The 17,555-nt window shown below is 57.8% G+C and carries 16 protein-coding genes; 9 read left to right on the top strand and 7 right to left on the bottom strand.

Going from position 1 to position 17,555, the window contains the following annotated elements:
* Positions 1-91: 91 nt before the first annotated feature.
* Positions 92-2,014 (bottom strand): sigma-54-dependent Fis family transcriptional regulator, encoded by a 1,923-nt coding sequence (locus N7D90_RS02855; protein ID WP_261740786.1) that lies wholly within the window; start codon positions 2,012-2,014, stop codon positions 92-94.
* Positions 2,015-2,359: 345 nt separating this feature from the next.
* Here N7D90_RS02855 and N7D90_RS02850 point away from each other — a divergent pair, with 345 nt between their 5' ends.
* The 8 genes from N7D90_RS02850 to N7D90_RS02815 all read left to right on the top strand — a co-directional run bounded on the left by N7D90_RS02850 (position 2,360) and on the right by N7D90_RS02815 (position 11,099).
* Positions 2,360-3,880: an aldehyde dehydrogenase family protein gene (locus N7D90_RS02850; protein ID WP_019824248.1), complete on the top strand. Its 1,521-nt coding sequence runs from the start codon at positions 2,360-2,362 to the stop codon at positions 3,878-3,880.
* Between the two features lie 201 nt (positions 3,881-4,081).
* Positions 4,082-5,527 (top strand): ethanolamine permease, encoded by a 1,446-nt coding sequence (gene eat, locus N7D90_RS02845; protein WP_261740785.1) that lies wholly within the window; start codon positions 4,082-4,084, stop codon positions 5,525-5,527.
* Between the two features lie 52 nt (positions 5,528-5,579).
* Positions 5,580-6,980 (top strand): ethanolamine ammonia-lyase subunit EutB, encoded by a 1,401-nt coding sequence (locus N7D90_RS02840; RefSeq protein ID WP_261740784.1) that lies wholly within the window; start codon positions 5,580-5,582, stop codon positions 6,978-6,980.
* A 2-nt stretch (positions 6,981-6,982) separates the two neighbouring features.
* A complete protein-coding gene (eutC, locus tag N7D90_RS02835) occupies positions 6,983-7,792 on the top strand; it encodes an ethanolamine ammonia-lyase subunit EutC (protein WP_261740783.1) in 810 nt (269 codons plus the stop codon).
* A gap of 281 nt (positions 7,793-8,073) precedes the next feature.
* Positions 8,074-8,727, top strand: a complete 654-nt coding sequence (locus tag N7D90_RS02830; RefSeq protein WP_261740782.1) for a DedA family protein — start codon at positions 8,074-8,076, stop codon at positions 8,725-8,727.
* A gap of 17 nt (positions 8,728-8,744) precedes the next feature.
* Positions 8,745-9,557 carry a zinc-dependent peptidase gene (locus tag N7D90_RS02825; RefSeq protein WP_261740781.1) on the top strand — a complete coding sequence of 271 codons (813 nt, stop codon included), beginning with the start codon at positions 8,745-8,747 and terminating at the stop codon, positions 9,555-9,557.
* A gap of 101 nt (positions 9,558-9,658) precedes the next feature.
* Positions 9,659-10,186, top strand: coding sequence for an inorganic diphosphatase (ppa, locus tag N7D90_RS02820; RefSeq protein WP_261740780.1), 528 nt, complete (start codon positions 9,659-9,661; stop codon positions 10,184-10,186).
* Positions 10,187-10,379: 193 nt separating this feature from the next.
* Positions 10,380-11,099, top strand: coding sequence for a helix-turn-helix transcriptional regulator (locus N7D90_RS02815; RefSeq protein ID WP_261740779.1), 720 nt, complete (start codon positions 10,380-10,382; stop codon positions 11,097-11,099).
* A gap of 293 nt (positions 11,100-11,392) precedes the next feature.
* Here the strand turns inward: N7D90_RS02815 and N7D90_RS02810 are convergent, their stop codons facing one another.
* The 4 genes from N7D90_RS02810 to N7D90_RS02795 all read right to left on the bottom strand — a co-directional run bounded on the left by N7D90_RS02810 (position 11,393) and on the right by N7D90_RS02795 (position 14,487).
* The gene (locus tag N7D90_RS02810) at positions 11,393-12,058 is read right to left on the bottom strand and encodes a DUF799 domain-containing protein (protein WP_261740778.1); all 666 of its coding nucleotides are present in this window, start codon (positions 12,056-12,058) and stop codon (positions 11,393-11,395) included.
* Positions 12,055-12,414: a DUF4810 domain-containing protein gene (locus N7D90_RS02805; RefSeq protein WP_261740777.1), complete on the bottom strand. Its 360-nt coding sequence runs from the start codon at positions 12,412-12,414 to the stop codon at positions 12,055-12,057. Before N7D90_RS02805 ends, N7D90_RS02810 begins: the two co-directional genes overlap by 4 nt.
* 29 nt (positions 12,415-12,443) lie before the next feature.
* Positions 12,444-13,124 carry a CsgG/HfaB family protein gene (locus N7D90_RS02800; RefSeq protein ID WP_261740776.1) on the bottom strand — a complete coding sequence of 227 codons (681 nt, stop codon included), beginning with the start codon at positions 13,122-13,124 and terminating at the stop codon, positions 12,444-12,446.
* Positions 13,125-13,404: 280 nt separating this feature from the next.
* Positions 13,405-14,487, bottom strand: a complete 1,083-nt coding sequence (locus N7D90_RS02795; RefSeq protein ID WP_261740775.1) for a YhcG family protein — start codon at positions 14,485-14,487, stop codon at positions 13,405-13,407.
* 412 nt (positions 14,488-14,899) lie between these two features.
* On the opposite strand from N7D90_RS02795, the gene N7D90_RS02790 reads away from it, so the two are divergent.
* Positions 14,900-15,250, top strand: a complete 351-nt coding sequence (locus tag N7D90_RS02790; protein ID WP_261740774.1) for a DUF6124 family protein — start codon at positions 14,900-14,902, stop codon at positions 15,248-15,250.
* Between the two features lie 51 nt (positions 15,251-15,301).
* Here the strand turns inward: N7D90_RS02790 and N7D90_RS02785 are convergent, their stop codons facing one another.
* Positions 15,302-16,081 (bottom strand): acetoin reductase, encoded by a 780-nt coding sequence (locus tag N7D90_RS02785; RefSeq protein WP_261740773.1) that lies wholly within the window; start codon positions 16,079-16,081, stop codon positions 15,302-15,304.
* A 69-nt stretch (positions 16,082-16,150) separates the two neighbouring features.
* Entirely contained in the window at positions 16,151-17,548 is a 1,398-nt protein-coding gene (gene lpdA, locus N7D90_RS02780; protein WP_261740772.1) for a dihydrolipoyl dehydrogenase, read from the bottom strand.
* Between the last annotated feature and the right edge of the window lie 7 nt (positions 17,549-17,555).

Genomic DNA, 17,555 nt, shown 5'->3' with positions numbered 1-17,555 from the left:
ACTGCTCTGGCCACACTGCTTTGCAGTGGGAGCGAGCCTGCTCGCGAAGAATTCAAAAGCACTGCGATTCACCCGCAAGCACGCGCTATCGTTAACGACCTTCGCGAGCAGGCTCGCTCCCACCGTGGCTTTTCTCTATCCCATGCTTGCGCAGCTTTCTATAAAGGGTATTGCGGCTGACCCCAAGTTGCAGCGCGGTATGGGTCATGTGCCAGCGATGCAGTTCCAGCGCCAGGAGCAGCGCCTGCTTTTCTGCGTCTTCGAGTGGATGCTCACAGGGTTCAGGGACTTTGGACGGCGCCAGGCGAATATTGGCTGGCAGGTCGTCGAACTGGATCACCTCGTCTTCACAGAGGGCGGCCAAGGTGCGCAGCACGTTGCGCAGTTGGCGTACGTTGCCCGGCCACGGAAAACCCAGCAGCGCTTCGCGCGCCGCATGGCTAATTACCAGCCGTTGCTCACAAGCTTCTTCGGCCAGCAAGAAGTCCAGTAACTGCGACTTGTCAGTGCGATCACGCAATGCTGGCAATCCAACCTCAAGCCCGTTGAGACGGTAATACAAGTCTTCGCGAAAACTGCCAGCGGCCACGCGTTCCTGCAGGTTGCGGTGGGTGGCGCTGATGATGCGCACGTTAACCGCCAACGGTTCACCGCCAATCGGCACTACCAGACGGTCTTCCAGAACTCTTAACAAACGGGTTTGCAGCGCCAGCGGCATGTCACCGATCTCGTCCAGAAACAAGGTGCCGCCATCGGCCTGCTGCAGCTTGCCCTGCATGCCTTCCTTACGCGCCCCGGTAAAACTGCCCCCGCGATAACCGAACAGCTCGCTTTCGATCAGGCTTTCCGGGATCGACGCGCAATTGAGCGCCACAAAAGGTTTGCTGCTGCGCACGCTGGCCTGATGTACCGCTTTGGCAAAGGCTTCTTTGCCAGAGCCGGTTTCACCATTGATCAACAGCGGTACATCACGTTCAAACACCCGTAGCGCACGGCGAAAATCGACCTGCAGGGCTTCATCCCCCAGACAAATCCCGCTCAGGCGCGGACGCTGCGGTTCAACGTGCACGGCGACCGGCACTGGCGCATGCCGCGGTTGACCGCGCAGCGCTGCAAACAGTCGGCGGCCATCGCGGGTACGCAGCGGCCAACTGGTACTGGCCTGTGAGGTGGCCCGAGCGAACAGATCATCCCGCGAGCAATCGAAAACACTCTCGACCAACTGCCCAATCAACCCGCCGCGCACGTGGCCCAGCAGGTTCAGGGCACTCTGGTTAACCGCGCAAATAACCCCGTCACCATCAAACGCCAGCATGCCCTCACTGAACAGCCCGACCGATTCTGCCTGGAGATGAAAACGCAGCAGCCACTGGTTATCGAAATGACCCAAAAAGTAGCTGTTTTCGATGATTTTTGCCGAGAGATTGACCAACGCCATGGTGTGAAACTGGCTCTGACGCGAAACGTCATGGCGTGCCGACGACACGTCGAGCACCGCCAGCAACTCACCCTGTGGATCAAATACCGGGCTGGCCGAGCAGGTCAGCCCGGTGTGGCGACCACGAAAGTGCTCGTCCTGATGGATAGTCAGCGCCTGACGCTCTACCAGGCAAGTGCCAATGCCGTTGGTGCCCTCACACGCCTCGCTCCAGTCGGCGCCCAGCCACAGCCCGGCCTGCTCAAACACCTTGCGTTCGGAGGGAGCAGTGACACAGTTGAGAATGACCCCGCGAGCATCGGTCAGCAGCACCGCATGCCCGGCACCGGAGAGTTGCTGATGCAGGCTGTTCATTTCGTGACCGGCGATTTTCAGCACCTGCTGCAAACGCTCACGGCCTTCGAGAATGCGGCCCTGCTCAAGCACGGTCGGGGCGATGGTTTGCGCAGGATCGAGATGGTAATCCTCCAGGCAGCGCTGCCAGGAGCGGACGATAGACGGGTCACACCCTTGAGGACGGCCCTGGGTTACATCAATGACTTGCCGTGCGTGACGGCTCAAATCGGTGCTGTGCATTTCTTATTGTTCTCCGCTCTGCTTCGGTGGTCTCAGGCTCAACAGAGGCAACCCACCCTCAGCGGCAACAGAGATCCAGTCCAAACCGAACGCCCAGCATCCTCTCGCGTGCGAGCCATTGCAATCACGAACTGACTCACCGGTCGTCGACTGTGTCACCGATGGGACAATTTGTCACAGCTACTGTGTCACACCTGTTACAGCCACCCTGTCACATCCCCCAGCTGAAACCCGCAAAGCCACGGTTTACAAGGCTTTCATAAATATGGCCCAGCCCTTGCTCCTGCTTATGTCAGCGCCACAGCGCGTCCTCCCATAAGCACAATAAAGCCAGGAGACACCCCCATGCGTTACGCACAACCCGGTACTGAAGGCTCGATCGTCTCGTTCAAGAGCCGCTACGGTAACTACATCGGCGGCGAATTCGTGGCGCCCGTCAAAGGCCAGTACTTCACCAATACCTCGCCTGTGAACGGCAAAGCCATCGCCGAATTCCCGCGTTCAACCGCAGAAGATATCGATAAAGCCCTCGACGCTGCCCACGCCGCTGCCGATGCCTGGGGTGCAACTTCAGTGCAAGCGCGCTCGCTGGTACTGTTGAAAATCGCTGATCGCATCGAACAAAACCTCGAACTGCTGGCTGTGACCGAAACCTGGGACAACGGCAAGGCCGTGCGCGAAACCCTGAACGCCGACGTACCGCTGGCCGCCGATCACTTCCGGTACTACGCCGGTTGCATCCGCGCACAAGAAGGCAGCGCGGCCGAGATTGATGGCAATACTGTGGCCTATCACATCCATGAGCCGCTGGGCGTGGTCGGGCAGATCATCCCGTGGAACTTCCCGCTGCTGATGGCGGCCTGGAAACTCGCGCCAGCACTGGCTGCCGGTAACTGCGTGGTGCTCAAACCTGCTGAGCAAACCCCATTGAGCATCACAGTGCTGATGGAGCTGATCGGCGACCTGCTGCCACCGGGCGTGCTCAACGTGGTGCAGGGTTTCGGCAAGGAAGCGGGCGAAGCCCTGGCGACCAGCAAACGCATCGCCAAGATTGCCTTCACTGGTTCTACGCCAGTGGGCTCGCACATCATGAAATGTGCTGCCGAAAACATCATCCCGTCGACGGTTGAGCTGGGCGGCAAGTCGCCGAACATCTTCTTCGAAGACATCATGCAGGCCGAGCCGACCTTTATTGAAAAAGCGGCAGAGGGCCTGGTGCTGGCATTCTTCAACCAAGGCGAAGTCTGCACCTGCCCATCGCGGGCACTGATTCAGGAATCGATCTACGACGACTTCATGAAAGTGGTGATGAAGAAGGTTGAATCGATCAAGCGTGGTGACCCGCTGGATACCGACACCATGGTCGGCGCCCAGGCCTCCGAGCAGCAATTCGACAAGATCCTGTCCTACCTCGAAATCGCCAAGGCTGAAGGCGCCGAACTGCTGACCGGCGGCCAGGTGGCCAAGCTCGAAGGCGACCTGGCAACCGGCTATTACATCCAGCCGACCCTGCTCAAGGGCACCAACAAAATGCGCGTGTTCCAGGAAGAAATCTTTGGCCCGGTGGTCAGCATCACCACCTTCAAGGACGAAGCCGAAGCGCTGGCAATCGCCAACGACACCGAGTTCGGTCTGGGCGCAGGCCTATGGACTCGCGACATCAACCGCGCCTACCGCATGGGCCGGGCGATCAAGGCCGGACGCGTATGGACCAACTGCTATCACCTGTACCCGGCCCACGCCGCGTTCGGTGGCTACAAAAAATCCGGCGTTGGCCGTGAAACTCACAAGATGATGCTCGATCACTATCAGCAGACCAAAAACCTGCTGGTGAGCTACGACATCAACCCACTGGGTTTCTTCTAACCACCCCAACCCTACCCCTGTGTGGGAGCGGGCTTGCTCGCGATTGGATCGCTGCGGTGTTACTGAACCACCGCAGCGCCTGCATCACGAGCAAGCCCGCTCCCACAAGGGCACCTGGCGCTCTAACCCGTGCCTTTGGCCCAGCTCTTGCTTTGCTCCCTGTCATATCTTCTCAAACTATAAAAGAACAGGTGAATTCACATGCCTAGCGAACCTACTGCCGCTTCGGCGGCGTCTTCGGTCGACTTTGAAAAAGTCGGCTCCGAATATTTCCAGCAAAGAGAACTGAAAAAAGGCGCTGCCGGCTGGGTCCTGCTGGTGGGCCTAGGCGTTGCCTACGTGATATCCGGCGACTACGCCGGCTGGAACTTTGGCCTGGCCCAGGGCGGCTGGGGCGGGATGTTTATCGCCACATTGCTGATGGCCACCATGTACTTGTGCATGTGTTTCTCGTTAGCCGAACTGTCCTCGATGATCCCCACCGCGGGCGGCGGCTACGGCTTTGCGCGCAGCGCATTCGGGCCTTGGGGCGGGTTTCTGACCGGCACCGCGATCCTCATCGAGTACGCCATCGCTCCCGCTGCCATTGCGGTTTTTATCGGCGCTTATTGCGAGTCGTTATTCGGAATTGGCGGCTGGATGATCTATCTGGCGTTCTACATCATCTTTATCGGCATCCATATTTTCGGCGTCGGTGAAGCGCTCAAACTGATGTTTATCATCACCGCAGTAGCCGCCATTGCCTTGGGCGTGTTTCTGGTGGCGATGGTGCCGCACTTCAGCGTCGCCAACCTGTTGGACATCCCAGTCACCCAGGCCAAAGGGGCCAGCGCCTTCCTGCCCTTCGGCTATGTCGGCGTCTGGGCTGCGATTCCTTACGCGATCTGGTTTTTCCTCGCGGTCGAAGGCGTGCCGCTGGCCGCCGAAGAAACCAAAAACCCCAAGCGCGACCTGCCTCGCGGCCTGATCGGCGCCATGCTGGTGCTGGTCACCTTCGCCCTGCTGATTCTGGTAATCGGCCCGGGCGGCGCAGGCGCACACAACTTGATGGCATCGGGTAACCCGCTGGTTGAAGCGCTGAGCAAGGCCTATGGCGGCTCGACCTGGATGGGCGGCTTTGTGAACCTGGTCGGCCTGGCCGGTTTGATTGCCAGCTTCTTCTCGATCATTTACGCCTACTCGCGTCAGATCTTTGCCCTGTCCCGCGCAGGTTACTTGCCGCGCAAACTGTCCGAAACCAACAAGAGCAAGGCACCCGTACTGGCCTTGATCATTCCCGGCATCATCGGTTTTGGCCTGTCGCTGACCGGTCAGGGCGACTTGCTGATTCTGGTGGCGGTGTTTGGCGCGACAATTTCCTACGTGCTGATGATGGCCGCGCATATCACCCTGCGTATTCGTCGCCCCAAAATGGAGCGTCCGTATCGCACGCCGGGCGGTATTTTCACTTCAGGCATCGCTTTGGTGCTTGCTTGCGTGGCCGTAGTCGCCGGTTTCCTGGTGGACCCGCGCGTGGTGATTGGCGCCGCGGTGATCTATGGAGTATTAATTGCCTACTTCGCTTTTTACAGTCGGCACCACTTGGTAGCCGGTACGCCGGAAGAGGAATTCGCGGCTATCCAACAGGCCGAAAAAGCCTTGCACTAACCGCTGAGAATCCCGCCAGACGCGCTGCGTCTGGCGTTATGGAGAACCCTGAATGGCAACTTTCTCTCATGCGGTTGGTGCCCAGACCTACCGTTTCGACAGCCTCAAAGACGTAATGGCCAAGGCCAGCCCGGCGCGTTCCGGGGACTTTTTGGCAGGCGTGGCCGCGCTGAACGACGGTGAACGGGTCGCCGCGCAAATGGCGCTGGCTGACATCCCGCTCGCGTATTTCCTGCAAGAAGTGCTGATCCCTTACGAGTCCGATGAAGTCACTCGGCTGATAATCGACAGCCATGACCCGCTGGCCTTCACTGCGGTCAGCCACCTCACTGTCGGTGGCTTTCGCGACTGGCTGCTCAGCGACGCAGCCGATGAACACAGCCTGCGTGCACTCGCACCGGGACTGACCCCCGAGATGGCCGCTGCCGTATCGAAGATCATGCGCGTACAAGACCTGATCCTGGTGGCGCAAAAAATCCGCGTGGTCACCCAATTTCGCGGCACCATGGGCCTGCGTGGCAGGCTTTCAACCCGCCTGCAACCCAATCACCCCACCGACGACCCCGCCGGGATCGCGGCGAGCATTCTCGACGGGCTGCTGTATGGCAACGGCGACGCCATGATCGGCATCAACCCGGCCACCGACAGCATCGCCTCAATCTGCGACTTGCTGAATATGCTCGACGCCATCATCCAGCGCTATGAAATCCCCACCCAGTCCTGCGTGCTGACCCACGTCACCACCTCAATCGAAGCGATCAATCGCGGAGTTCCGCTGGATCTGGTGTTTCAGTCCATTGCCGGTACCGAAGCGGCCAACGCCAGTTTCGGCATCAATCTGAATGTGCTGCAGGAGGGTTATGACGCGGGCTTGAGCCTTAATCGCGGCACGCTGGGCAATAACCTGATGTATTTCGAAACTGGCCAGGGCAGCGCGTTGTCAGCCAATGCACATTTCGGGGTCGATCAACAAACCTGCGAGACTCGGGCCTACGCCGTGGCGCGGCATTTCAAACCGTTTCTGGTCAACACCGTGGTCGGTTTTATCGGCCCCGAGTACCTGTACAACGGCAAGCAGATCATCCGCGCCGGCCTTGAAGATCACTTCTGCGGCAAGCTGCTGGGCGTGCCGATGGGTTGCGACATCTGCTACACCAACCATGCCGAAGCGGATCAGGACGACATGGACAACCTGCTGACGTTGCTGGGCGTAGCCGGGATCAACTTCATCATGGGTATTCCGGGCTCGGACGACATCATGCTCAACTACCAGACCACCTCGTTCCATGACGCGCTGTATGCACGCAAAACCCTGGGCCTCAAACCGGCGCCCGAGTTTGAGCAATGGCTGAGCAAGGTCGGGATTTTCACCCAGACCGATGGCCGGATTGAGTTCGGTCATCAGTTGCCGCCAGCGTTTCGCCAGGCGCTGGCTCACTTGGGAGGACGCTAAGCATGGCCAATACCCCCACCGACAGCCTCAACCCGTGGCTGGAACTGCGCCGCCTGACCCCAGCGCGTATTGCGTTGGGCCGCACTGGCACCAGCATGCCGACCCAGGCCCAGCTTGATTTTCAGTTTGCCCACGCGCAAGCCCGTGATGCGGTGCATCTACCGTTTGACCACCCGGGTTTGAGCGCACAACTGACCGAGCGTGGCCGTGAGAGCCTGTTACTGCACAGTGCAGCGCCAGACCGTCACAGCTACCTGCAACGCCCGGACCTTGGGCGCAAGCTCAACGACGACTCCGCTCAGCAATTGCGCGACTATGCCCTGGCCAACCCCGGCGGCATTGATGTAGCGGTGGTGGTCGCCGATGGCTTGTCGGCGCTGGCCGTTCATCGCCACACCCTGCCCTTTTTGGCGCGTATGGAGGAGCACACGGCAACAGAAGGCTGGTCGCTGTCGCCGGTCATTCTGGTGGAGCAAGGACGAGTCGCCGTGGCCGACGAGATCGGTGAATTGCTTGGCGCACGGATGGTGGTGATGCTGATTGGCGAACGCCCCGGTCTCAGTTCCCCCGACAGCCTGGGGCTGTACTTCACCTTCGCGCCCAAGGTCGGTTTGACCGATGCGTACCGCAACTGCATCTCCAATGTGCGGCTCGAGGGGCTGAGCTACGGCATGGCCGCTCACCGGCTGGCGTACCTGATGCGCGAAGCCTGCCGTCGGCAATTATCGGGGGTTAACCTGAAAGACGAAGCGCAAGTGCAAACCCTGGACGTGGACGCCCCGAGCGAGAACTTCTTGCTCAAGAACGATTGAAACCCGCGCCGCCCGGCTGCGTAGCCGCTGCCGAGGAACGATGGCTGCGAGCTGTTGAGGGCACAGGCACTCAAGCTCGCAGCCATCGTTCCTCGGCAGCGGCTACAGCTTTTTGACGCTGAATACACGCTTCGCTACAAACTCAATAAGCAGAACTTGCATCAATACGTATAATCCGATTTCTTTAACGAAAGTACGAAAAATCTACATTCTTTGTAGTTAACTACTTCCCCCTCCCCGCACAGACCTGCAGAGCCGGGTCATCAACACAGGTGCTTTACATGGATTTCAACCCGATCGACATTATCCTGCACCTCGATGTGTACCTCGACATGCTGGTGAACAATTACGGGCCATGGATCTACGCCATCCTGTTTCTGGTGATCTTTTGCGAGACCGGCCTGGTGGTCATGCCATTTTTGCCGGGTGATTCGTTGCTATTTATCGCAGGCGCTGTAGCCGCAGGCGGCGGCATGGACCCGGTACTGCTCGCAGGCTTGCTGATGCTGGCGGCGATCATGGGTGACAGCACCAACTACGTCATTGGACGAACGGTCGGCGAGCGTTTGTTCAGCAACCCCAACTCGAAGATTTTCCGCCGCGATTACCTGGAAAAAACCCACGACTTCTATGAACGTCATGGCGGTAAAACCGTGACCATGGCGCGCTTCCTGCCGATTTTCCGTACCTTCGCGCCGTTTGTAGCCGGTGTGGCACGCATGTTTTACCCGCGCTTTTTCATGTTCAGCGTGTTTGGCACGATTCTATGGGTCGGCGGCCTGGTGACCCTGGGTTACTTCTTCGGCAACGTACCTTTCATCAAGTCCAACCTGTCCTTGCTGGTAGTGGGCATCATCTTGCTGTCGCTGGTACCGATGATCATTGGCGTGATTCGCAGCCGTATGGGCCGCAGCCCTTCTAAAGCCAAAGCCTGATCGGGACCTCGCCCACTATGTGGTCTCTAAGTGAATGGCGGCGCCAGCGGATTCTGGCGCAACACCCGGTGGCGCCCGACCTGTGGCATGACGTGCGCCAGCGGTTGAGTATTCTCGACGGGCTGGATGACGAGCAGGACAAGTGGCTGCGCGACAGCAGCGTGTTGTTCCTGCAAGACAAGCACCTGACGCCCATGCCCGGGGTTGAGCTAACCGAAGAGGGCCGGCTGTTGCTGGCCGCTCAGGCACAACTGCCGTTGCTCAATCTGGGCGACCTGGACTGGTATCAGGGTTTTCACGAAATCGTGCTCTACCCCGACGACTTCATCAGCCCTCAGCGCCATCGCGACTCAAGCGGTGTCGAACATGAATGGGAAGGCCATCACAGCGGCGAAGCATGGCAGCATGGCCCCGTGGTGCTGGCCTGGCCGGGGGTGCTAAGCAGCGGCGGCTGGGAAGGCTATAACTTGGTGATTCACGAACTGGCGCATAAGCTGGACATGCTCAACGGTGCCGCCAATGGCATGCCGCCACTACACAGCAGCATGCAGGTGAGTGACTGGACCCAGGCCATGCAACAGGCCTACGACCATCTCAATCACTACCTTGACCATCACAACCCCGATCACGCACCAATCGATCCGTATGCGGCCGAAAACCCGGCGGAGTTCTTTGCGGTCACCAGCGAGTACTTTTTCAGCGCGCCAGACCTGTTGAGCCATGCTTACCCGCTGGTCTATCAACAACTGAGCCTGTTTTATCGTCAGGACCCGCTCGCACGCCTGAAACGACTGCAAAGCGAGCACCCCGAATACCGCGCACAGCACTGAGCGGCCAAGGGTGACGTGGTAACAGGAATACGCCTATAATCGCCGCCACTTTTTGGCCAAATCGGCCAAGTAAACTGGCCTACACACGGGGGCACCGCCCAATGAGCTACAGCAAGATTCCGGCTGGCAAAGACCTGCCGAATGACATCTACGTCGCTATCGAGATTCCGGCTAACCACGCGCCGATCAAATATGAAATCGACAAAGACAGCGATTGCCTGTTCGTTGACCGCTTCATGGCTACCCCGATGTTCTACCCGGCCAACTACGGCTTTATCCCTAACACCCTGGCTGACGACGGTGATCCGCTGGACGTGCTGGTTGTTACCCCTTACCCGGTAGCGCCAGGTTCGGTTATCCGCGCTCGCCCGGTTGGCATCCTGCACATGACTGACGACGGCGGCGGCGATGCCAAAGTAGTTGCAGTGCCTCACGACAAGCTGTCCCAGCTGTACGTTGACGTGAAAGAGTACACCGACCTGCCTCCTCTGCTGATTCAGCAAATCCAGCACTTCTTCGAGAACTACAAAGATCTCGAAAAAGGCAAATGGGTGAAGATCGAAGGTTGGGGCGATGCTCAAGCTGCCCGCGACGAAATCACCAAATCGGTAGCTGCCTACAAAGGCTAAGTAACCGGTTAAAAAACCTCGGCTCGCCGAGGTTTTTTTATGCCTGCATAAACGCAATAAAACAGCCTGTTCAATCCGGCTAACAGTCGTAGGAAGCAGCCCTGAAAGCCATAGGAATACCCGCACTTAGCCATGTTTTTTTGAACGCTTGGTTTATTTAAACGGGCTTGCCTTGCCCGTAGACTCTGTATTCATGAATACATCCGGTGATCGCCTCAAAACCCTCCTGAGGGAGTGTCATTTAACTGCTTCTGACTTCGCAGCCAATCGCCGCGTTACGCCGCAGCACGTCAACAACTGGTTCAAACGAGGCATCCCCATGGCTCGGCTGGACGAAATCGCCGAGCTGCTGTGCGTCAACAGCCGCTGGCTGCGCACTGGCGAAGGTCTCAAACACCCGGGCCTTGCACCTGCACAAATGGCAGAGCGCCTAAAACCTGCGGTCTGTGCTGCGGACATTGTTGCGCCCTTCTACAACGAAGCCCTGCACCCCGATGGCTCAGGTAGAACCCGGGTCGTGCAAATTCCTGACTGCACGGTGCGGCTGGCTGGCTCAATTCTGCAGGCCATGGACGTCAGCCCCGACCAAGTGATGTGCGTGCCCATGATCGGCAACAACATGGCACACAAAATCCCGGACGGTTCCACCGTCGCCATCGACCGCAGCCTGACTCAAATCGTCGACGGCGAAATCTACGCCCTCGAACAAGACGGCATGCTGCGCATCAAATACCTCTACCGCCTGCCGGGCAATGGCCTGCGTTTGCGCAGCGAAAACCGGTTGGAATACCCCGACGAACTACTCGACGACGCGCAAGTACAAGCGCAGCAGATACGCGTACTGGGTTGGATATTTTGGTGGTCCACGCTTAACCATCGGCGCCCACCTGTGCCGTACAAACTGGACGAATAGTGTTGGAGGCAGGCTTTTTCTGGGAAAAACGCTCTAACCCCAGTATGATTCGCCGCACTTGCGCATCCCCCTCGCGGCAAGCGAGCCGGAATGCAGGGCCAGGCAGCAAAAAGCCGCCACGCCCCACACCCAGCCACCACGCGCTGGATGTCCCGATTGAAGGCGAGTAAGGCTTATCAAAAATAAGCCAAACCCGCCCCCGAGAAGCCGGCCACAAGCCGGCTTTTTAATGCCTGAAATAAAGCTGACCTGCCGTCCTTAAGCTGGGCTTAATGCAGACTCTGCGTCACATACTAGTCCGACCCATACTTGGGTGAACGTGGGCCGTAGAGGATCCCCACGGGCCGAGCTGGTGACAGCATGCGCGCACTCGCGATACCGGCCATTGGGTGTGCTGCATCGGTCGAGGAGTTGAACACTTGCTTGACCGCTGCGCTGATCAACATGCCGATAAGCCCCCCACCGCTATTGCTTTTGCCTTCTTCGCTGGAGGCCCGCGCCGCGCCTGCCCACAAGGTAGTGCCCGTTTTCAGGTCTACCAGTTTGGCCGTCGCTGTCACTGACGTGTCACTGGAAAGCACCCTGTAACGAGTACCGTACTCGGTAACGGTGATATACAGCGCCGCGTCCGCGCCAAAAATCTCATGCAGTTTGTCCGTATCAACGGCCTGGATGTCGTGCGCAGTCGTCAAACCGTTCTGTCGGAAGGTCTCGTCTACCAGTGCAATGGGCAGAACGTAGTAGCCCGCTTCAGCCAGCGGAATAGTAACTTGCGATAACAGGCTATAGGGGGCCTGAACTTCGGGTGACTCGTTGATCGGCGCTAGCACCAGAATACTTTTAGGACGGCTTTGTTTAAACGCCGAGTAATCATAAGCAATGGTCTTGGGCCCGGCACAGCCTGCGAGCAATACCGCGACCACCAACACAGCCGAATACTTTAGAAAACGCGGCATCATTTAGCGCCTCCGGTCTTGGCGTTCTTGAGTAAAAAGTCCATGTAGGGAGCCGACTCGGGAAACAGCGCCTTCTCGGTACTGAACTGCTGCACCATCTGATCATCCTTGCCTGAAGCGAGATACAACATGCCCAAATGCGCGTGATAACCCGGTGGCACCATACGACCACTGGCGCTGATCTTTTGCAGATCCCGCTCCAACGCCTCGATTTGAGCTTCCTTGGGCTCACCTTTTAAATATTCATACACTTGCGGCTGGTAACTTTCCCACTGATAGAGCGTTTTAGGTGCACTTTGGCACCCGACAACACTCATTATCGCGGTTAGCATTAGCGCCAACTTCACCGAATGATTCATTAGTGCTCTACTCCTTGAGTTGCAGTTGATCAGTTACCCGGTTTCCATGCGCCAGCATTGATGCCATCAACCAGTCGATTGATTGCTTCACGCATAGCCAAATCCAGCACTTTTCCATTCAGTGTCGAGTCGTAGCTGGCGGTGCCACCAAAACCAATGATTTCTCGATTGGAAAGTGCGTACTCCCCCGCCCCCTGGGTTGAATACACAACTTCCGAGGTATTGATATTGACGATGTTTAAATTGACTTTGGCGTAGGCCACCTGAGTTTTGCCGCGACCCAAAATGCCGAATAACTGACGATCACCGGTTTCTTTGCGCCCAAACTCGGTCACATCGTCGGTTACCACAAAATCTGCACCTTTCAATTTTTGCGCTTGCCCCTTGATCGCTGCTTCCTGGGCGATTTCACCCATATTGTCTCGATCCAGAACAGTGAAACGGTTGGTCTGCTGCAAGTGGGTGATCAAAATGGTCTTGGCTTGTCCGCCCAGGCGATCTACACCACTTGAGAATATTCCGCGCATATAACTGGAGCGGTTATCGAACTTGCCCACGGCAATGGGTACGCGTACGCCGTTATAGATAACTGCAACACTGGCGACTTTTTCCACTGGCAGGGCTCGCGAGTTCTCTGTGGCGCAACCCACAAGTGCCAGTAACACTGCAGCAGCGGTGCCAGACAGCAAAACTTTAAACAGTTTTTTCACGTAATAGCCCTTTTGATATAACGGACAGTCTTAAACTACAGGCCCGCCAATAGAGTAAATAAAAATAAAAAACTTATTTGTAACAAACAAACCGAATAAGCAGCACTTATTTTTAAATCAAGACACGCTCACAGGCACGAACGAAGCGCGTTATTACAGGGTTTGTTGATTATTTTTTCGCGCCCTCTGACAGGGTGTCAAAGGGCGTAATTATTAGTTATTTATGAAAATAATCATCTAGGACTTTTCCGAAGCTTAACTACGAATCATCTTGTTAGTCTTAAGAAGCGTCTGCTGCGCCCTCTAACAAATCGTCTTGCGCAGACACTTCTTCGCCTGCCAACTCACGCTCAATCTGTTCAATACTGGGCAGGCTGGTTTGCAACTCTTCCGGCAGGGACTCTACCAGCTGGTATTCGGCCACCCCGATGGGGCGGGTGTTATCACGCAAGGCGTACTCGGCCACTACCTTGTTCTTGCTGGTGCACAGCAGCAAGCCGATGGTGGGGCTGTCTTGTGGATGCTTGACCTGCCCATCCACGGCGGCCAGGTAAAACCCCAGTTGCCCTAGGTGCTCCGGTTTAAATTTACCGCCCTTGAGTTCGACCACTACATAGCAGCGCAGCTTGAGGTGATAGAACAGCAGATCAATGAAAAACTCGTCCCCCCCCACATTCAGCAGCACTTGTTTGCCGACGAAGGCAAAGCCTGCGCCCAGTTCCAGCAGAAACTCGGTGACATGCTTGACCAAGGCTCTTTCGATCTCGCGCTCATGCGCATCAGCGCTCAGGCCAAGGAAGTCGAAACGGTAGGGATCTTTCAACGATTCACGCGCCAGATCAGACTGCGGCTTGGGCAAGAAGCTTTCAAAATTGCTCACCGCCTTGCCACTGCGCTCCAGCAAACGCCCCTTGATCTGCAGAGCCAGAACATTCCGCGACCAGTTGTGCTCGATTGCCTTGGCGGCATACCAGCGGCGGGTTTCGGGGCCGGGGAGTTTGTCCAGCAGCACTAGGTTGTGCCCCCAAGGCAATTGTGCAACAGCCTGCTGCACAATTGCCGTGTCCGGCCAAGCCTCGGCAAAGGCACGCATGTATTTGAGGTTGCGTGGAGAAAAGCCTCTCATGCTGGGGAAGGCTGCACGCAAATCCTGCGCCAGACGCTCAATCACTTTCGTACCCCAGCCCTGCTGAGATTGACGGGTCAAAATATCGTGGCCGATCTGCCAATACAGCAGCACCAGCTCACGATTGACTGCCAGCGTGGCTCGCTGCTGGGCACCGTGAATACGGCCTTTAAGGTCAGTCAACCAGTCACCGTAGCCCTCGGGCGGTGTGCTCAAACGGGCGGGAGTTTCACTCATGTATTGTTCTCGCGTGGCCAATTCCGGAGGAGGGATTTACCTGCTCGACAGCGGGCAGGCCACACAACATAAGCCTTTAAATTCAGCCGTTTCGTACGACGATTCGCTTTCATTCCAGTGAAACTTCCGAGAAAATCTCGTTCGCTTGCGCCTGCCAAAATCGGGGAATAGTCTCGGCCCATCGCTGCAAAATCAGCGGTCGGGTTTAGTAGCCCGATCTGTAATCCGGCGCAAGGCGCCACCTCCGCGAGGCGCTTTTTTACGGCCTGCGTTTTATGGTGGCCGTGCGCAGGGCGCCCTTGTGGCGCGCCGGGTTCCGGATGCACCGGTCTACTAACCTGCGTACGGCTGCCACCCAATTCGTTTAGTAGCGACAAGTGGTAGCTCCTTTGAATGCATCTGGAGTTACGTCATGAAAAAGATCACCCCCGATCCCCCCTCTTTTACCCTGCAAGATGCTGCTCAGTGCGATTCACAGTCGCTGGACCGTGCCGCCGCTGATCGTGCGCTCGATTTCTACCTGCAAGACCATAAGCCAGCTCGCCCCATGAGCATGGCCATGTTTGCCATCCCCAGCAGTGTCAATTCAGAAGCAGCTTTGGCCCAGGCGTCAGACTTGTTGCGCTGCGCGGGCGCCTCGGCGAGTGAGGCGGGGAATGGTTTGAGCGGGGTGCAGCGTGATCTGGTGTTGTCGGTAGCGCATTTGGTGGAGCTGGCCAAAGCGTATGTCGACAAGTCGCTGGATGGTCTGGCGATGCACTAAGCAGCACGCGCCTGGGGACAGCAGGCGCGTCTTTTCTGTTAACGGTCTGGCTTAACGGAACACCAACCCCCCATCAATCAGCGGCGCCTGACCGGTCATGTAGTCCGCATCCGGGCTGGCCAAATAGGCCACAAATGCCGCGACGTCATCCGGTGTTTCAGCCCGGCCCAAGGCAATACCGCTGACAAACTTTTCATAGGTTGCACCTATCGGCGCGCCGGTGAGTTCTGCCATGCGTTTGTCGATGTCGACCCACATATCAGTGCCCACTACGCCTGGGCAGTAAGCGTTGACGGTGATGCCGTGTACGGCCAGTTCCTTGGCCGCCGCTTGGGTCAGGGCGCGAACGGCAAATTTGGTGGAGGAGTAAACCCCCAGTAACGCATAGCCTTCATGTCCGGCAATGGAGCTGGCGTTGATGATTTTTCCCTTGCGCTTGAGCGCCTGGAATTTCTCGGCAGCGGCCTGAATGCCCCACAGGGTGCCTTGAACGTTGATGCGGTAAATGCGCTCGACTTCTTCCTGGGTGACATCAGCCAGTGGTTTAACCTGAGAAATGCCCGCGTTGTTGACCATGATGTCCAGCCCGCCAAGCTGGTTATGGGCGTAGTCAACCGCCGAGAACACTTGCTCGCGGTCGCCCACGTCAGCCACAAAAGTGACGGCCTTGCGCCCCAGGGCCTGAACTTCCCTGGCCACGTGTTCCAGCTTTTCCAGGTTCAGGTCAATCAGTGCGATATCAGCGCCATCCTTGGCCAGCCGCAGTGCAATACCGCGACCAATACCCTGCGCCGCCCCCGTTACCAATGCGATTTTGCCTGTGAGTCTCATTCGTTGGTTTCCTTTCAACAGTGGGTCCACATCCAGCCAGCCTTCACCATAAGCCAACCAATACGCGGCTTATTGATGCAGGGCACGGTCCCGTGCCGCCAGCACCGCTTCGTGCATGGCTTCGCTGAGCGTGGGGTGGGCAAAGATGACCTGGCTCAATTCCACGTCGGTGGCTTCGAGGGTTTGCGCAATGCCGAAGCCCTGGATCTGTTCGGTCACGTGCGGGCCGACCATATGGGCGCCGAGCAATTCGCCGCTGTGCGCGTCAAAGATGGTTTTCACAAAACCTATGCCTTCGCCCATGGCCAGCGCCTTGCCGTTGGCCTGATAGTCGAAGCGCCCGACTGCGATGTCATGGCCGTTGGCCCTGGCTGCCGCTTCGGTCAGCCCGAGGCTGGCAACCTCTGGCCGGGCATAGGTGCAGCCGGGGATACGGCTTTTATCCAGTGGATGTACGCCTTCTACTCCCGCCAGTTTTTCTACGCAGAGCACGCCTTCATGGCTGGCCTTGTGCGCCAGGCACGGTGCCCCGGCCACGTCGCCGATGGCATACAGCCCGGCAACACTGGTGCGGCACCACGGGTCGGTCTTGATAAAGCCTTTTTCAAACTCCACGCCCAGTGCTTCGAGGCCCATGTCCTGGGTATTGGGCTCGATCCCGGCCGCGAGTAATACCTGCGCTACGTGCAAGGTCTGCTCACGGCCATCACTGAGCACTACCTGACATTGCAGTGCACCGACGTCCCCATGCACGCTGTTGACTCGCGCTTGAGTCAGCACACGAATCCCCCGTTGTTCGAACTCACGCTGTACCAGGCTGGCCACGTCCTGATCCTCGACCGGCATGATTTGTTTGGCCACTTCGACCAGCGTGACCTGGCTGCCCAGATCGCTGTACAGGCTGGCGAACTCTACGCCAATGGCCCCGGAGCCGATCACCAGCAGTGACGGCGGTACGCTTTTGGGCACCAGCGCCTCAAAGTAGCTCCAGATTTTGTGCCCATCGGCGGCCAGACCGGGCAACGGTCTGGGGCGGGCACCAGTGGCCAGGATGATATGCCGCGCCTGCAGCACCTGATCGCCCTGCTCGGCGCTCACCGTCACCACGCCTTTGGCGGTGACGCGACCACGACCATCGATCACAGTGACGGCGTTTTTTTTCAACAGGTAAGCAATCCCCGTCGTGAGGCGTTGCGACACCCCACGGCTGTGGGCCACCAGTTGGGCGATATCGAACTGGACGTTTTCTGCGCTAAAACCAAAGGTGCCCAGGTGCTTCAAGGTATGCCCGACTTCGGCCCCCTTGAGCATTGCCTTGGTGGGAATGCAGCCCCAGTTCAGGCAGATGCCGCCCAGGTGCTGCTGCTCGACCAGCGCGGTGCTGAGCCCCAGCTGTGCGGCGCGAATAGCCGCGACATAGCCTCCGGGGCCGCCGCCGATGACGACCACATCAAATTTATCGGTCATGGTCGCT

Source organism: Pseudomonas fragi (assembly GCF_025426255.1).
Taxonomy (GTDB): Bacteria; Pseudomonadota; Gammaproteobacteria; order Pseudomonadales; family Pseudomonadaceae; genus Aquipseudomonas; species Aquipseudomonas kulmbachensis.
This window is presented reverse-complemented; position numbering and strand designations above follow the sequence as displayed.

What these genes read in the sequence shown, in the direction of transcription:
- ppa (WP_261740780.1), top strand. Translation starts at nt 9,659, where the DNA reads ATGAGCTACAGCAAGATTCCGGCTGGCAAAGACCTGCCGAATGACATC.
- N7D90_RS02790 (WP_261740774.1), top strand. Translation starts at nt 14,900, where the DNA reads ATGAAAAAGATCACCCCCGATCCCCCCTCTTTTACCCTGCAAGATGCT.
- N7D90_RS02805 (WP_261740777.1), bottom strand. Translation starts at nt 12,414, where the DNA reads ATGAATCATTCGGTGAAGTTGGCGCTAATGCTAACCGCGATAATGAGT.
- N7D90_RS02785 (WP_261740773.1), bottom strand. Translation starts at nt 16,081, where the DNA reads ATGAGACTCACAGGCAAAATCGCATTGGTAACGGGGGCGGCGCAGGGT.
- N7D90_RS02815 (WP_261740779.1), top strand. Translation starts at nt 10,380, where the DNA reads ATGAATACATCCGGTGATCGCCTCAAAACCCTCCTGAGGGAGTGTCAT.
- N7D90_RS02825 (WP_261740781.1), top strand. Translation starts at nt 8,745, where the DNA reads ATGTGGTCTCTAAGTGAATGGCGGCGCCAGCGGATTCTGGCGCAACAC.
- N7D90_RS02810 (WP_261740778.1), bottom strand. Translation starts at nt 12,058, where the DNA reads ATGATGCCGCGTTTTCTAAAGTATTCGGCTGTGTTGGTGGTCGCGGTA.
- eat (WP_261740785.1), top strand. Translation starts at nt 4,082, where the DNA reads ATGCCTAGCGAACCTACTGCCGCTTCGGCGGCGTCTTCGGTCGACTTT.
- N7D90_RS02795 (WP_261740775.1), bottom strand. Translation starts at nt 14,487, where the DNA reads ATGAGTGAAACTCCCGCCCGTTTGAGCACACCGCCCGAGGGCTACGGT.
- N7D90_RS02840 (WP_261740784.1), top strand. Translation starts at nt 5,580, where the DNA reads ATGGCAACTTTCTCTCATGCGGTTGGTGCCCAGACCTACCGTTTCGAC.
- lpdA (WP_261740772.1), bottom strand. Translation starts at nt 17,548, where the DNA reads ATGACCGATAAATTTGATGTGGTCGTCATCGGCGGCGGCCCCGGAGGC.
- N7D90_RS02850 (WP_019824248.1), top strand. Translation starts at nt 2,360, where the DNA reads ATGCGTTACGCACAACCCGGTACTGAAGGCTCGATCGTCTCGTTCAAG.
- N7D90_RS02855 (WP_261740786.1), bottom strand. Translation starts at nt 2,014, where the DNA reads ATGCACAGCACCGATTTGAGCCGTCACGCACGGCAAGTCATTGATGTA.
- eutC (WP_261740783.1), top strand. Translation starts at nt 6,983, where the DNA reads ATGGCCAATACCCCCACCGACAGCCTCAACCCGTGGCTGGAACTGCGC.
- N7D90_RS02830 (WP_261740782.1), top strand. Translation starts at nt 8,074, where the DNA reads ATGGATTTCAACCCGATCGACATTATCCTGCACCTCGATGTGTACCTC.